This window comes from Clostridium mediterraneense (genome assembly GCF_900091705.1).
GTDB lineage: Bacteria > Bacillota > Clostridia > Clostridiales > Clostridiaceae > Sarcina > Sarcina mediterraneense.
The window spans coordinates 874,007-889,226 of record NZ_LT594785.1; the positions used below are offsets into that span (position 1 = coordinate 874,007).

Consider the following 15,220-nt stretch of genomic DNA (forward strand, 5'->3'; position numbering starts at 1 on the left):
TTAAAATAGATTATAGATATAAACGATAATATTTTCTTTAGATTGCTAATTTTTTTGATTAAATTTAAAATAAATGCAAGTTTTTACATAATATTTACAAAAAGGCGACAAAATTTAAATTTTAACAAAGTATAATTAACTTAAAAGAGTAATATATATTACACCAAAAATTTAAGTACAAAGGAGAAAAGCTTGAGAGAATTATTAGAAAATCAAAAAAAGATTATTAAAAGTATAAATGATTCATATAAAGAAAAAATTTATACTGTTGATGATCCGTATATAAGTTTAAATCCATTTGGGGTATGTCCCTTATCTGCTATTTTAAAATTTTCTACTAATAAGCCTTGTAAATTAGGTTTACGTATAGCAAATAATTTAAATTTAGAAGTAGAAGATTTCAAAGTAGAACATGAAGTAAATATTTTAGGTCTTCTACCTGATGAAAACAATAAGGTTGAAGTAAAATGTATTTATGAAGATGGGGAAGAAGAAAAAGTTATTCATTTTATTAGAACAGAGCAATTACCAAAAGAGTATCCAAGCCTAGAACTTTTAGAAAGTGATAAAGAAGGTATGGAAGATGGGATGATAGCTATATCTCTTGGAAAATCTCTTGGAGTAAAAACTACTAATCATTTATATTCAATTATTGATGATATAGCAAGAGTAAGATGGCTATATACAGGTAGAGCATGTCATGTATTTTTTAAACTTAGAAATGGGAACCTCATAGTTGATGCACCAATATCAAGTGGTATTTGTGGAGCTTATACAGCAGCAGGTTTTATTGAGATGGACTTTGTAGGTAGGATAATAAATTTCTATCCTATTGAAAATGGCCTACATCATGATGTTATAGAACTTGAAAATGGAAATTTCCTAGCTATTACTCAAAGAGAGAATACTAAGCAAGATTTATTAGTTGAAATAGATAGAGAAAGTAAAAAGGTAATTAAAGAGTGGGATTTTAGAAAAATCTTAGATTTTAATAGAAAGACTGTTATTGATAAGATTTCAGTAAACCATCCTTTAGATTGGTTACATTTAAATTCTTTAGTTTATGATAAAGAAAGTAATTCCATAATAGCTTCTTCGAGAAATCAAAGTACTGTTGTTAAGTTTAATAAAGATACTGAGGAAATAAAGTGGATACTTGCTCCGTATTATGATTGGAATGATGAGCTAAAGAAATATCTTTTAAAACCTTTGGGGGAAGGTTTTGAATGGAGCTATGCTCAACATACACCAGTATTAAATAATGAAGGTAATTTACTTTTATTTGATAATGGTAATTTTAGAAGTTACAAATTAGAAGATGCTGTTTTAGCTCACAATAATTATAGTCGTGGAGTTGAATATAAGATAAATGAGGATGAAATGACTGTTGAGCAAGTTTGGCAATATGGCAAAGAAAGAGGAAGTGAGCTTTATTGTTCATATCTTGGAGCTATTAGAGTACTTGAAAATGGAAACAAGCTTATATGTTTTGGTGGAATAACTCGAGATATTTTTGGTAATCCAATTGATGATATGAAAAGTGATAGAATGAAAAATCATATTAATATTATCGAAATATCAGGAGATAAAAAAGTTTTTGAATTAAAAATTAGTGATAATGATATTACAAAGGCTACAGGTTACAAATGCTATAGAGCAGAAAAAATAAGATTATATTAATACAGAGGGGTAAAAAATGAAAAACGTAATTAAAAAAGTTGCAGCTACAGCAGCGATAGTTGGAGTAATGTTTAGTGTTGGAGGATGTACAACTGAAGCAAAAAAAGAAGAAAATAAAACTATTAGACTTGGTGTAATGTCTGCATCAGATTCAGCTCCAATTCTTTTAGCAGAAGAAAAAGGATATTTTAAAGAAGAAGGAGTAAACCTTGAGTTAGAGATATTTACTAATGGAGCTACAAAGCAAAGCTCAATTCAAGCAGGTGAACTTGATGGTGGAATGCTTAGTATGACTCAAATCTTAAATAATGCTAATGGGGGACTTAAGGCAAAAATAACAACTACTACTGATGGTATGTTCCCAATAGTTTTATCAAAGAATTATAAAGAAAAGAAAGATGTAAAAGTTGGATTAATGGAAGTGAGTGTTACAAACTTCTTGGCTGATAAATACTTAAAAGATTATAATGTTACTAAGGAATTTATAAATGAAATGCCTGTAAGAATGCAAATGCTTATGGCTGATAAGATAGATATGGCTGTTTTACCAGAACCTATGGCTTCAAATGCACAGCTTAAAGGGCTTGGCAAAAAAGTTTATGGAGATCCAGATGATTTTACACCTAATGCTATGGTATTCTCAGATGAGTTTATAGAGAATAATCCAAATACTGTTGCTGCTTTCCATAAAGCTTATAATAGAGCAGTTGAAGATATAATTAATAATCCAGATGAAGCTAAGGATGTTTTAGTTAATAAATTAGGATTAGATCCAAAAGTTAAGGAATTAATGGTACTTCCAACATATCATAAGACAAGAATTCCAACAGCTGATTATATAAACGAAGTTAAAGTTTGGACAGAAAAATTACAAGGGAAGACATTAAATATCAATTATGATGATATAGTATCAAAGGATTTTGTTGCTAATTAATGTTAGAAGTTAAAAACTTATATAAATCTTATGGAAAAAGAAATATTTTAAAAAGTATTTCTTTTTCTTTAGATAAAGGTGAAACGCTTTCAATAATAGGTCCGTCAGGTTGTGGTAAAAGTACGCTTTTATTAAGCTTAGCAGAGCTTAATAAAATAAGCAGTGGAGAGATTAAAGATAAGTTTAGAGATAAGGAACTTATACTACAGAATAATAGTCTTTTCCCTTGGAAGACTATTAAGCAAAATATAGAGCTTGGGCTTATTTCAAGAAAGTTTTCAAAAGTTGATATTAATAAAGAAATAAATTTAATAGCCGAAGATTTAAATATTACTTATATTTTAGATAAATATCCTAGTGAAGTTAGTGGAGGAGAAAGACAAAGAGCTGCTGTTGCTAGGTCTTTAGTTTTAAATCCAGATTTATTACTTTTAGATGAGCCATCATCAGCTTTAGATTCTATAAATAAAGAGAAGTTTCAGAATTTATTATGTAAATTACAAGAAAAATATAATATGGCTTATATAATAGTAACTCATAATATTGAAGAGGCTGTTGTTTTGGGGAAGAAAATAGCTGTAATGGGTAATGGGAAAATTAAAAAGATAATAGATAATCCTTACTATGGAAGACATGATATAAGAAAGTCATATGAGTTTTTTGATAAATGTAATGAAGTAAGAGAATATTTAGAAAGTGGAAGGGAATAGACAGATGAAGATGATAAAAGCTTTATATAAATATATATATGCAGTAATAACAATACTTATTTTTTGGTATGTATTGCATATCTTATTAGATTCATTTGTAATTCCTAATCCAATTGATGTAATTAAAGAATTCTTTAGTTCAACAAATATCCTTTTAACTCATGTTTTAGCAAGTAGTTATAGATTATTTATTGCACTTACTATAACTATTATTTTAGGTTATACAATTGGAATTTTAATAGGAGTAAATAAGAAAGTAGACAAACTTATAAGTCCAATTTTATATTTATTCTTCCCAGTACCAAGAATAGCATTTCTACCTGTATTTATGATTTTATTTGGACTTGGAGATGTTTCAAAGATAATTCTTATTATTGCAATAGCGATTTTTCAAATAATTATTACAACTAGAGATGCAGCAAAAGATATAGACAAAGATTTACTATTATCAGCAAGATCTTTAAAATTATCTAAGACTAACATGATAAAACATATATATATCCCAGCTACACTTCCAAAGCTTTTCACTTCAGTTAGAATAGCTCTTGGTTCAAGTATGGCAGCTTTATTTTTTGCAGAAAATTATGCTACTAAGAAGGGAATTGGGTATTATATTATGAATTCATGGATAAATGTTGATTATGAAGCTATGTATTCTGGAATAATAGCAATAAGTATTTTAGGAATAATTTTATTTAAAAGTATTGATTTAATTCAGAAAAAAGTTTGTAAGTGGTAAATAGGGAGTAAAGGGAGAGAATATGAAAAGAAAAATAATATTAAATTTAGCAATGAGTATTGATGGGTATATAGCTACAGATGATGGTGGATATGATTGGATAGTTGGAGATGGCGATAATAAATTAAATACGGATAATAAATTTGATTTTAGAGAATTCTTAGAAAATATAGATATAGTTGTTATGGGAAAGAACTGTTACGATCAAGATATGCATAAGGAATTTAAAGATAAAAAAGTTTATATTGTAACTTCAAAGGATATAAAAGATTATGATAATATTCATTTTGTTAAAGATGATATATGCGAGGTAATAAAAAGAGAGGTAGAAAAAGAGGGGAAAGATATTTTCTTATTTGGTGGAGGAGTTCTTATAGATAGCTTTATTAAGGAAAATATTATTGATGAATATATAATAGGTATTATTCCAACTATACTTGGAAAAGGAAGACCTCTATTTTTTGAAGGTAATCCAATGATAAATTTACATTTAGATGAGTATAGTGTAGGAGAAGGGATTACTATTTTAAAATATTCAAAAAGGTAAAATTAATATAGAGGTATTATAATGAATAAATTAAGAGTTGCTTTAGTTCAACAAAAAGCAGTAGCAAATGATATTGATGCTAATTTAGAGCTAGGATTGAAATATATAAAAAGAGCAAAAGAAAAGAATGCAGATATAGTTCTTTTTCCTGAAATGTGGTCAAATGGATATAATCCACCATATGATGGAGCTTTTGATGATCCTTTTGATGAAAATCATGAAGATGAAAGAAAGAAATGGTTAAATGAAGCTATAAAAGATGATAGTAATTATGTTAAATCATTTAGAGATATTGCTAAAAAGCTTGAGATAGGACTTGTTATAACATATCTTTCAAAATCAGAGAATAAGCCACAAAATACAGCTTTAATGATTGATAAAACAGGAGAGATTTTAATGAAGTATTCTAAGGTTCATACATGTGATTTTTCTTTAGAAGCATTATTTGAATCAGGTAAAGAGTTTAAGGTTTGTGATTTTAATGGTGTAAAGCTTGGTTTAATGATTTGTTTTGATAGAGAGTTTCCAGAGAGTGCAAGATTATTAATGTTAAAGGGAGCAGAAATAATACTTGTTCCTAATGCTTGTGATATGAATCAAGCAAGAATAAATCAATTATCTACAAGAGCATTTGAAAATATGGTTGGTGTTGCAATGGCTAATTATCCTCAAAAAGGTTGGGGGAACTCATGTGCATATAGTCCTGTTGTTTTTGATAAATATGGAGCTTATATAGATAATAAAATTATTTCAGAAGATGATATAAAGGAAGATGTTATAATAGCAGAATTTGATTTAGAAGATATAAGAGATTATAGAGAAAAAGAAGTTTGGGGAAATGCTTATAGGAAAATAGATGCCTATAAGGGATTAATAGATTAAATATAATAAAAAATAGTAACTCCAAGGGTTAATTTGGAGTTACTATTTTTTTAGTTAAATAATGATTTTATTTTATCTAAATTTTCTATTGCAAGCTTATAACCATTTTCATATGCTTCTCTTAATATATTAACATCCTTTTCAAAGCTATTAATTGCTTGATCTGGTGCAGGTCTAAGTATTAGTGCTTTTCCTTCTTTTTCAAGTTGTTCACAATATTTTACTGATTCATTATAACGAGTATGTCTATTTAATGCATGATCTTTTAAAGCACCAAATTTCTTTTTAAATAAATTTAATAGGAATATGGATTTTTTATCTAATTCTTTTACATAACCCTTTGGTTGGGTAAGTATTATTAAATGTTTTTCATTACCATCAGCTACTGCTTTTTTTATAGGTATAGGATCTCCTACACCTCCATCATAATATTTCTTACCGTTAAATTCTATGGCTGGAAATATTAATGGGATAGCACAAGTTGCTCTTAAAATTGTCCAAGGTTTATCTATTTGTTTTCCATCTAAATATTCAACTTGTCCTGTTTTAGCATTAGTAACGCCAACTACAACTTTTCCATCATAATCTAAAAATGTTTCGTTATCAAATGGTACTAATTTATTTGGAATTTCATCAAATACAAAATCTAAACCAAAAAGACTTTTGCATTTAAGAAAGTTTTTAATATTTACGTATCTCTTATCGTTACGATAAGCTAAAAGCTTTAAATTTCTTCCTTTTTGTTTTGATATGTAAGAATATCCATTTGTTATCCCAGCAGATACACCAATACAGTAAGGGAAAATAATATCATTATCTAAAAGTGCATCCATTATTCCTGCACTAAAAATAGGTCTAAAAGTTCCACCTTCTAATATTAAACTAGGCATAATCAAACTCCTTTTCTTTAGTAAAAATAATTATTCTTATTAATTATAAACTAATTTTATTAAATTTGTATAACTAAATGATATAGAAAAATTGATTGGTATAATTTACAATAGAGAATAAGGGGGGATTTTAGATGAAAACTGAAAAACAAAAAATGCTAGATGGAGATTTATATTTTTCATTTGGAGAGGAATTATTTAATGAAAGGCAATTTGCTAAAGAAATAATTTTTGATTTTAATAATTTAAGACCACAGGAAGTGGAGAAAAGAAATGAATTATTAAAAAAATTATTAGGAAGTTATGGAGAAAAATTTTTTATAGAGCCACCATTTAGATGTGATTATGGTTACAACATATCTATAGGAGAAAATTTTTACTCTAACTATAATTTAGTTATATTAGATTGTGCAAGAGTTACAATAGGTGATAATGTTCTTATCGGACCTAATGTTAATTTATTTGCAGCGGGACATCCAGTTGATGTAGATTTAAGATTAAAAGAGTTTGAATATGCATTTCCTATAAATATTGGAAATAATGTTTGGATTGGTGGAGGAGTTACTATTAATGCTGGAGTCAATATTGGTGATGGAACTGTTATAGCATCGGGAAGTGTTGTTACAAAAGATATACCAGCAAATGTAGTAGCTGGAGGTAATCCATGTAAAGTTATTAGAAAAATAGATGAAAATGATAAGAGAAGATATTTTAAGGATAGATATATAGATTAAATAGCTTTATACAAAACTTAATATTTAAATTTGGGATAAAGTGGTGTAATAAGTATATATATGAGATTGTTTACTGGGGGTAAAGGTATGGGATATATAGCAGATGAGAAAAGATATGAAAAAATGAAATATAATAGATGTGGAAATAGTGGTCTTAAGTTACCGGTAATTTCACTAGGACTTTGGCATAACTTTGGTGATGTTGATAAATTTGAAAATAGTAGAGCAATAATAAAAAGAGCTTTTGACCTTGGAATAACTCATTTTGATTTAGCAAATAATTATGGTCCACCAGCAGGATCAGCTGAAGAAAACTTCGGAAGAATTTTAAGAGAAGATTTAGCTCTATATAGAGATGAACTTATTATTTCAACAAAAGCTGGATATTATATGTGGCCAGGTCCATATGGTGAATGGGGTTCAAAGAAATATTTAATTGCAAGTTTAGATCAAAGTTTAAAAAGATTAGGATTAGACTATGTAGATATTTTTTATCACCATAGACCAGATCCCAATACACCATTAGAAGAAACTATGAGAGCTCTTGATTTAATAGTTAGACAAGGTAAAGCTTTATATGTAGGAATATCAAATTATGGACCAGAAGAAGCAAAGAAAGCTTTTGCTATTCTTAAAGAGCTTGGAACTCCATGTGTTATACATCAGCCAAGTTATTCAATGTTAAATAGGTGGGTTGAAGATGGACTTCTTGATGTTTTAGATGAAGAAAAAATAGGGGGAATAGCTTTTTCACCTTTAGCAGGAGGAAGGCTTACAGATAGATATTTAAATGGAATTCCTTCAGATTCAAGAGCTGCAAGAGAAGATAGTCCATTTTTAAATTCTTCAGATATAACACCAGAACTTTTAGAAAAGCTTAATAAATTAAATGAAGTTGCTAAAAAGCGTGGTCAAAAATTATCTCAAATGGCTTTATCATGGGTACTTCGTAATAAAGAAATAACTTCTGTTCTTGTTGGAGCAAGTAAGGTTAGTCAAATAGAAGAATCAGTTAAAGCAATTGAGAATTTAGAATTTACAGTTGAAGAATTAAAAATTATAGATGAAATTTTAAAATAGTACAAATAAGCTATCTCTTTCGAGATAGCTTATTTATTTTTATTAATTTATATTTTTAAATAAAAAATTTACATAAAATGTTAAATTGATTATGTAAAGATGTTATAATATTAAATATTGGGAATTGAATTGGTTTTTTTAGGGGGATTTATGATATCAAAAAATAAATTAGGAAAAATTTTTAGTGTTATAGCATTAATATCAACATTAGTTGCTTGTTCAGATAGTTCTGTTAAAGCTATTAAAAAAGATGAAAAAGTAGAAATGACTGATGTAAAAGAGAAAGTTATAGAAGAAGTTAAACCAGTAAGTGTTAGTCATATTACTAATGATAAGTTTAATTATAAATTAATAAATGTAGATGAGAAAAATGATAATATACTTTTTCAAAATGAGTACACGGATATTGAAGGAGTTTTAACTTTTAGAGGGAATCATTATAGGACATCACCATCTTATGGAGTTAGTGATATAAAACAAAAGAAGTTAGATATAAATTGGGAATATCTCACTTCAAGTAGTTCATGGGGAGGAGGAGCTGGTTGGACTGGACAACCTGCTTTAGTTAAATGGCCTAGTGAAATTAAATCTAAAATGAATGTAAGTGAAGAATTTAAGAAGAAGAAAGATGCTGTTGAAGTTATTTATGCTTCACTTGATGGAAATGTTTATTTTTTAGATATGGAAACTGGAAAAGAAACAAGAGAGAAAATAAGAGTTGGAAATCCTATAAAGGGAAGTGTTAGCATTGACCCAAGAGGATTACCTTTATTATATGTTGGAGAAGGTATAAATGAAAATGGAGTTGTTGGATTTAATATATATAGTCTTATAGATGGAAGTCAATTATTTGAACTTTCAGGTTCAGATAGTGATGCTCCAAGATCTTGGCCAGCATTTGACTCTTCAGCAATTGTAAGTGCTGATACTGATAGTGTGATAGTTGGTGGAGAAAATGGGATATTATACAGAATAAAGCTTAATTCTAATTATGATAAAAAAAATAATACTATTTCAGTAAAGCCAGAGCTTAGTAAATATACTTATGGAATGGGTTCAAGACTTGGAATAGAGAATTCAGTAGCTGCTTATGCTAATTTAGTTTATTTTGCTGATAATAGTGGAAAAATTCAATGTGTAGATATAAATACTATGAAACCAGTTTGGATAGTAGATGGAGTTGATGATATAGATGCTACACTTACTGTAGAAGTAGAAAATAAGGTTCCTTATATTTATATAGGAAATGAAGTAGATCACCAAGGAGCAGTTGGTGAGGCAAAGCTTAAAAAAATTAATGGAGTAACTGGAGAAGTTATTTGGGATAAAGCTTTTAAATGCTCTTCACTTTTAGGTTCTGACCCTGTTAATGGTGGACTTCTTTCAACTCCAGCAGTTGGAAAAAATAAAATAGATGATAAGGTTTATTTTTCACTTTCAAGATATAATGGTTTTAATAAAGGTCTTTTAGTTGCTTTAAATAAGAAAACAGGAGATATAGAATGGGAAAAAGAATTAGATAATTATGCTTGGTCATCACCAACAGATTTTTATGATAAAGATGGAAATGGTTATATAATTCAAGGGGATTCAGCAGGTAGGATGTTTCTTATAGATGGGGAAACAGGAAAGACATTAAATCATGTAGATTTAAATGCGAATATAGAAGCTAGTCCAGCTATTTTTAATAATAGTATTGTAGTTGCAAGTAGAAGCTCAACTATATATGGGATTGAAATAAAATAATATGAATTTATAAAGAGATTGTTGTACATTAAGACAATCTCTTTTATTTTTTGTATAAAAATTTTAGAAAGTTGTAAGAAATTTAGTAAGAAGCATGTAATTTTTAAAATGTATTATTAAAATGTAAATTAAATGAAAAATATATAATTTTTAGCAGAGGGGCGTGTTATAATTGGAATAGTTTTTTTTAGGGGGATATAAAAATGAATGATTATAAGATTTTAGTTGTGGATGATGAAGTTGAAATTACAAATGCTATAGAAATTTATTTAACAAGTGAGGGATATAAGGTAGTTAAAGCTTTTGATGGATTAGAAGCACTTAGTATTTTAGAGAAAAATAATGATATAGATTTAATTATTTTAGATATAATGATGCCAAAACTTGATGGAATTAGAGCTTTATCAAAGATTAGAGAAGAAAGAGAATTGCCAGTTATAATGCTTTCAGCAAAATCTGAAGATACTGATAAAATACTTGGTTTAAATATGGGAGCAGATGATTATTTAACTAAGCCGTTTAATCCTTTAGAACTTATAGCTAGAGTTAAATCACAGCTTAGAAGATATACAAGATATTCATCAAAGGTAGAAATAGTTAAGAATGAGATTTTAAAAGCAGGGGGACTAGAACTTAACATAGAAAATAAAGAACTCAAATTAGATGGGGAAGTAGTTAGAATAACTCCAATAGAGTATAGAATATTAGAACTTTTAATTAGAAATAAGGGAAGAGTATTCTCAATAGAAGATATTTATGAAAAGGTATGGAATGAACCTGCAATAAATGCAGATACAGTTACAGTTCATATAAGAAGGATTAGAGAAAAAATAGAGATTAATCCAAGAGAGCCTAGATATTTAAAGGTGGTGTGGGGAATTGGCTATAAAATTCAAGAATAAGTTTAGGGAGATATTTAATTTAAAATCAGTATATAAGTTAAAGAGAAAATTAATAAATAAAAAAAATATAATATTGCTTATAGTGATAGTTGGAATTTTAGTTAATTCTTTTTCAGCTATTAAGAAAATTAATCCAGCTTATAAAACAGAGAAAATTAGGAATTTTACACATAGTACAGCATTTAAAGAAAAAATACTTAAAGATGTTGAAAATGTAATGATTCCTAGCATAAGAGCTAAGATGTTAAGTGATAATAAAGATGCTTATTTAGGAAATATAATTTATATTAAACAAAATAATATTAAAAAAGCAAGGCAAGAATATGAGAAATCTTTAGAAAAATTAAATACACAAAAAGAAGAAGAGTATACTTCAATTTTAAATCTTTATGCTATAGATATTTCAAAGTATGAAGATGAAAATCGAATGGTATTAGATACTTTGAAAAAAGCTTTAGATGAAGAGTCAAAAAATAATAAGGATATAAAATTAGAATATGAAAGAGTTAAAAAATATTATAATGATGAAGAAAGTAAAAGAAAAAAAATATATCAAGATAGATTGGTAGAGATTGATAAAGAGGTTGAAGAAAGACGAAATATTGATTCTTTAGAGCAAAATAAAATAAAAAAAGATCTTGGATATTATTTTGAGATTAATGCTGTAAATGATAATCAATATAATGAACCATTGATTAAATCTGAAAAGATTATTGAAAAAGATAAAGATAAGATTTTAATAAAATATATGAATACAGGGTATGGGGCTGAAATAACATATTCTACTGGGGGAACTAATTGGGGGATAGAGAATTATAGTAAGGAGTATAGTGATTCTATATTTAATAGAGTTAAAGATGAAGGACCGTCAAAAGAAAATATAGAGTATGCAGAAAAATACTCTAGAGTATCTCCAATATATGCTTTACAAATAAAATTTGATGTAGAAGATCTTGAAAATAAGCATAATCCATTTTATAAAATTTATAAAGATGCTGAACTTAATGTAGATATGCATGATATTATCTTTTTAATGATTCCCAATATAATATTATTAATATGTCTAATGTTTATAGTATTAGGAATGAAGTTTTATGATAAATTAATATTTAAATATTATAGAAAGATTTATATAGAAATCTCATATATGGTTTTCAGTTATTCAATGTTTATATTCATAATGCAAGGCTTTCCATCAAGTATTATAAATGGTTTTGGAGATAGAAATATATCAAAAGTCTTATATATAGGATTATTTATAATTATAATTTTATTTGGAAGTGATATAGCTTACTTCTCAAGAAATGGCTTTAAAAAGGCTCTCAAAGACAGAAGTGGAGTATATAAAATAGGATCTAAATCTAAGGAGTTTTTTAGAAATAAGATATTAGCTACAAACACTTCAATTAATAAGCTTTTTATTATACAACTTATAATATGTATAATATTAAATTATATATATATAAAAATTGTTAATAGTATGTATATTTGGTATGGGTATTTTAATAGTATAATGACAGGATTTACAATAGTAGTATCAATAATAATGTCCATAATATTAGTATATAAAAATTATAGATATATGAAGGATATAAAGGATATAGAAGAGGTAAGTAGCAAAATAGCTAAAGGAGAATTTAATATAAAGTTTAAGAGCAATGAGGTAAAAAATTTCAATAATATAAGAGAAAATCTTTCTAATATAAATAAAGGATTTAAAATTGCTATTGAAGATGAGATAAAAAGTGAGAGAATGAAGTCAGAACTTTTAACTAATGTATCTCATGATTTAAAGACTCCTTTAACTTCAATAATTAATTATGTTGATTTACTTCAAAGAGATAATTTAACTGAAGAGCAAAAAGAAGAGTATATAAAAATTCTTGATAATAAGTCAAAAAGATTAAAGGTTCTTATAGAAGATTTATTTGAAGCTTCTAAGGCATCAACAGGTAATATAAAACTTAATAAAGAGGATATTGATATAGTTGCTATTTTAAGGCAAAGTATGGGCGAGTTTAAAGAAAAGATAGATGAGAGAAACTTAAACTTTAAGCTTAATATCTCAAGTAATAAAATCATTTTAAATCTTGATGGGGCTAGAACTTGGAGAGTTTTTGAGAATCTTATAGGAAATGCTTTAAAATACTCTATGGAACATACAAGAGTGTATATAGATTTAAGAGAAACTAGTGAGGATGTTATTTTTGAGATTAAAAATATTTCAGGATATGAACTAAATTGTGAAGTTTCAGAACTTAAAGAAAGATTTAAGAGAGCAGATTTATCAAGGAATACTGAAGGGTCAGGTTTAGGTTTATCTATAGCTAATAGTCTTGTAGAACTTCAAGGAGGAAAACTTGATATAAGTATAGATGGAGATTTATTTAAAGTTAAAGTAATTTTTAAAAAATAAATAATTTTAATATATAAAAATACATGAATAATTTAGTTCATGTATTTTTTTAGTTAAATTTAGAGTGTAAATAAATAAAATGCAAGATATGAAATATATAACTTTCAAAAAATGTGTTTTTATGAATATGTTAATGAAAACCATATACGAGATGAATTATAAATATAAATACAATAAATTTAAATTAAATCATAACAAATTGGTGAAAATAATATTAAATTATAAGTAAAAAGATAAAAAAAAGATTACTATAAAAATAAAAAATAGTTGTCGAATTGTATCAAAAATGATAGAATTGGATTATAAAAATTTTAAAAATCAGAAATTATAAATTAAGTAATGAAAAGAAAATATATATATTTGTGTATATATAGTGGACACTTGTTTGTTAGGAGGAGAAAAAAATGGGGAAAGATAATTCAAAGAAACTCATGTGGTATAACCTTGGATTAATGGCATTTGTATCAGTTTGGGGATTTGCAAATGTAGTTAATAACTATGCAAACCAAGGATTAACAGTTATTACATCATGGATTCTTATTTTAGCACTTTATTTTGTACCATATGCTCTTATGGTTGGTGAACTTGGTTCAACATTTAGAGATGGTAAAGCAGGGGTTAGCTCATGGATAGGAAAAACTATGGGACCAACACTTGCATATTTAGCAGGTTGGACATACTGGGTAGTACATATACCTTATTTAGCACAAAAACCTCAAGGTATTATGATATCACTTGGATGGGCAGTATTCCAAAATGGACATACAATAGATAATTTAAATCCTTTAGTATTACAAGGATTATCATTAATAATATTCTTTGTATTCTTATTTATAGCATCAAAAGGTGTTACATCACTTAAAGTAATAGGTTCTATAGCTGGAATATCTATGTTTGTAATGTCAATATTATATATATTATTAATGATAGCAGCTCCAGTAATAAGAGGAGTTCAAGTGGCTACACCACATCTTACATTAAAATCATTTATACCAACATTTGATTTTAAATACTTTACAACAATTGCTATGTTAGTATTTGCTGTTGGTGGAGCAGAAAAAATGTCACCATATGTAAATAATATGAAAGATAAGAAAAAAGGATTTGCTAAAGGTATGATAGCTCTTGCAGCAATGGTTGCTGTTACAGCATTCCTTGGATCATTTGCTATGGGTATGATGTTTAATTCAAATAATATACCATCAGACTTAAAGATGAACGGTGCTTACTATGCATTCCAAAACCTTGGAAATTACTATGGAATAGGAAATACATTATTAGTATTATATGCTTTAGCTAACTTTGCAGCTCAAGTATCAGCATTACTATTCTCAATAGATGCTCCATTAAAGGTTCTACTAGCAGATACAGATGATAGATATGTTCCAAAGGCATTAACTAAAGTTAATAAAAATGGTGCTCCTATAAATGGTTATAAGATGACAGCAGTTCTTGTTTCAATTCTTATAATTGTACCAGCTCTTGGAATGAGTAATACAAACGGATTATACAACTGGTTACTAGATTTAAATGCAGCAGTAATGCCATTAAGATATTTATGGGTATTCCTTGCATATATTGCTCTTACAAAGATGAGTAATAAATTTGAATCAGATTACAAATTTATAAAAAATAGAGTGATAGCTAGAATATTCGGTATTTGGTGTTTTGCATTTACAGCATTTGCATGTATCATGGGTATGTTCCCTAAAGATGCACAAGCATTTAGCTCAGAATGGTGGATGTTAACTATAACAAACTTTGCAACACCATTTGTATTAATCGGACTTGGATTAATACTTCCAAAGATAGCAAAGAGAACAAATAAAAATGCTGATGTAGAAGAAGCAGCATAATAAATAAATTTAAAGAAGTTATCTCGAAAAGAGATAACTTCTTTTTTTATATTAAAATAAATTTTTCTAGTAAGTTTAAATTTACTTTAAGATGTTTATAATAT

General features: G+C 27.2%; 13 protein-coding genes. 12 read left to right on the plus strand and 1 reads right to left on the minus strand.

Annotated features, from left to right (window positions below; translation table 11 throughout):
* The first annotated feature begins 192 nt into the window (after positions 1 to 192).
* The 6 genes from BN8917_RS06255 to BN8917_RS06280 are packed head-to-tail and all read left to right on the plus strand — an operon-like array spanning position 193 to position 5,492.
* Positions 193 to 1,680 (plus strand): aryl-sulfate sulfotransferase, encoded by a 1,488-nt coding sequence (locus BN8917_RS06255; protein WP_066872030.1) that lies wholly within the window; start codon positions 193 to 195, stop codon positions 1,678 to 1,680.
* A gap of 16 nt (positions 1,681 to 1,696) precedes the next feature.
* Positions 1,697 to 2,614, plus strand: coding sequence for an ABC transporter substrate-binding protein (locus BN8917_RS06260; RefSeq protein ID WP_066872033.1), 918 nt, complete (start codon positions 1,697 to 1,699; stop codon positions 2,612 to 2,614).
* Positions 2,614 to 3,324 carry an ABC transporter ATP-binding protein gene (locus BN8917_RS06265; protein WP_066872036.1) on the plus strand — a complete coding sequence of 237 codons (711 nt, stop codon included), beginning with the start codon at positions 2,614 to 2,616 and terminating at the stop codon, positions 3,322 to 3,324. Before BN8917_RS06260 ends, BN8917_RS06265 begins: the two co-directional genes overlap by 1 nt.
* Before the next feature lie 4 nt (positions 3,325 to 3,328).
* Positions 3,329 to 4,063, plus strand: coding sequence for an ABC transporter permease (locus BN8917_RS06270; RefSeq protein WP_066872039.1), 735 nt, complete (start codon positions 3,329 to 3,331; stop codon positions 4,061 to 4,063).
* A 22-nt stretch (positions 4,064 to 4,085) separates the two neighbouring features.
* The gene (locus tag BN8917_RS06275) at positions 4,086 to 4,610 is read left to right on the plus strand and encodes a dihydrofolate reductase family protein (protein ID WP_066872042.1); all 525 of its coding nucleotides are present in this window, start codon (positions 4,086 to 4,088) and stop codon (positions 4,608 to 4,610) included.
* A gap of 21 nt (positions 4,611 to 4,631) precedes the next feature.
* Entirely contained in the window at positions 4,632 to 5,492 is an 861-nt protein-coding gene (locus BN8917_RS06280) for a carbon-nitrogen hydrolase family protein (protein WP_066872045.1), read from the plus strand.
* Positions 5,493 to 5,542: 50 nt separating this feature from the next.
* Here the strand turns inward: BN8917_RS06280 and BN8917_RS06285 are convergent, their stop codons facing one another.
* Positions 5,543 to 6,382: a patatin-like phospholipase family protein gene (locus tag BN8917_RS06285; protein ID WP_066872048.1), complete on the minus strand. Its 840-nt coding sequence runs from the start codon at positions 6,380 to 6,382 to the stop codon at positions 5,543 to 5,545.
* Between the two features lie 134 nt (positions 6,383 to 6,516).
* Between BN8917_RS06285 and BN8917_RS06290 the strand changes: the two genes are divergently transcribed.
* The 6 genes from BN8917_RS06290 to BN8917_RS06315 all read left to right on the plus strand — a co-directional run bounded on the left by BN8917_RS06290 (position 6,517) and on the right by BN8917_RS06315 (position 15,116).
* Positions 6,517 to 7,116, plus strand: a complete 600-nt coding sequence (locus BN8917_RS06290; RefSeq protein WP_066872051.1) for a sugar O-acetyltransferase — start codon at positions 6,517 to 6,519, stop codon at positions 7,114 to 7,116.
* A gap of 87 nt (positions 7,117 to 7,203) precedes the next feature.
* Positions 7,204 to 8,196: an L-glyceraldehyde 3-phosphate reductase gene (gene mgrA, locus BN8917_RS06295; protein WP_066872054.1), complete on the plus strand. Its 993-nt coding sequence runs from the start codon at positions 7,204 to 7,206 to the stop codon at positions 8,194 to 8,196.
* Between the two features lie 150 nt (positions 8,197 to 8,346).
* Positions 8,347 to 9,942, plus strand: a complete 1,596-nt coding sequence (locus BN8917_RS06300) for an outer membrane protein assembly factor BamB family protein (RefSeq protein WP_066872057.1) — start codon at positions 8,347 to 8,349, stop codon at positions 9,940 to 9,942.
* 203 nt (positions 9,943 to 10,145) lie between these two features.
* On the plus strand, positions 10,146 to 10,844 hold the full coding sequence (locus BN8917_RS06305) for a response regulator transcription factor (protein ID WP_066872059.1): 699 nt from the start codon (positions 10,146 to 10,148) through the stop codon (positions 10,842 to 10,844).
* Complete coding sequence (locus BN8917_RS06310) at positions 10,822 to 13,260, plus strand: sensor histidine kinase (RefSeq protein WP_066872062.1); 2,439 nt, start codon at positions 10,822 to 10,824, stop codon at positions 13,258 to 13,260. The genes BN8917_RS06305 and BN8917_RS06310 overlap by 23 nt, the downstream gene beginning before the upstream one ends.
* A 404-nt stretch (positions 13,261 to 13,664) precedes the next feature.
* Complete coding sequence (locus BN8917_RS06315) at positions 13,665 to 15,116, plus strand: amino acid permease (protein ID WP_066872065.1); 1,452 nt, start codon at positions 13,665 to 13,667, stop codon at positions 15,114 to 15,116.
* Positions 15,117 to 15,220 lie beyond the last annotated feature (104 nt).

What these genes read in the sequence shown, in the direction of transcription:
- BN8917_RS06260 (WP_066872033.1), top strand. Translation starts at nt 1,697, where the DNA reads ATGAAAAACGTAATTAAAAAAGTTGCAGCTACAGCAGCGATAGTTGGA.
- BN8917_RS06265 (WP_066872036.1), top strand. Translation starts at nt 2,614, where the DNA reads ATGTTAGAAGTTAAAAACTTATATAAATCTTATGGAAAAAGAAATATT.
- BN8917_RS06270 (WP_066872039.1), top strand. Translation starts at nt 3,329, where the DNA reads ATGAAGATGATAAAAGCTTTATATAAATATATATATGCAGTAATAACA.
- BN8917_RS06275 (WP_066872042.1), top strand. Translation starts at nt 4,086, where the DNA reads ATGAAAAGAAAAATAATATTAAATTTAGCAATGAGTATTGATGGGTAT.
- BN8917_RS06280 (WP_066872045.1), top strand. Translation starts at nt 4,632, where the DNA reads ATGAATAAATTAAGAGTTGCTTTAGTTCAACAAAAAGCAGTAGCAAAT.
- BN8917_RS06285 (WP_066872048.1), bottom strand. Translation starts at nt 6,382, where the DNA reads ATGCCTAGTTTAATATTAGAAGGTGGAACTTTTAGACCTATTTTTAGT.
- BN8917_RS06290 (WP_066872051.1), top strand. Translation starts at nt 6,517, where the DNA reads ATGAAAACTGAAAAACAAAAAATGCTAGATGGAGATTTATATTTTTCA.
- mgrA (WP_066872054.1), top strand. Translation starts at nt 7,204, where the DNA reads ATGGGATATATAGCAGATGAGAAAAGATATGAAAAAATGAAATATAAT.
- BN8917_RS06300 (WP_066872057.1), top strand. Translation starts at nt 8,347, where the DNA reads ATGATATCAAAAAATAAATTAGGAAAAATTTTTAGTGTTATAGCATTA.
- BN8917_RS06305 (WP_066872059.1), top strand. Translation starts at nt 10,146, where the DNA reads ATGAATGATTATAAGATTTTAGTTGTGGATGATGAAGTTGAAATTACA.
- BN8917_RS06315 (WP_066872065.1), top strand. Translation starts at nt 13,665, where the DNA reads ATGGGGAAAGATAATTCAAAGAAACTCATGTGGTATAACCTTGGATTA.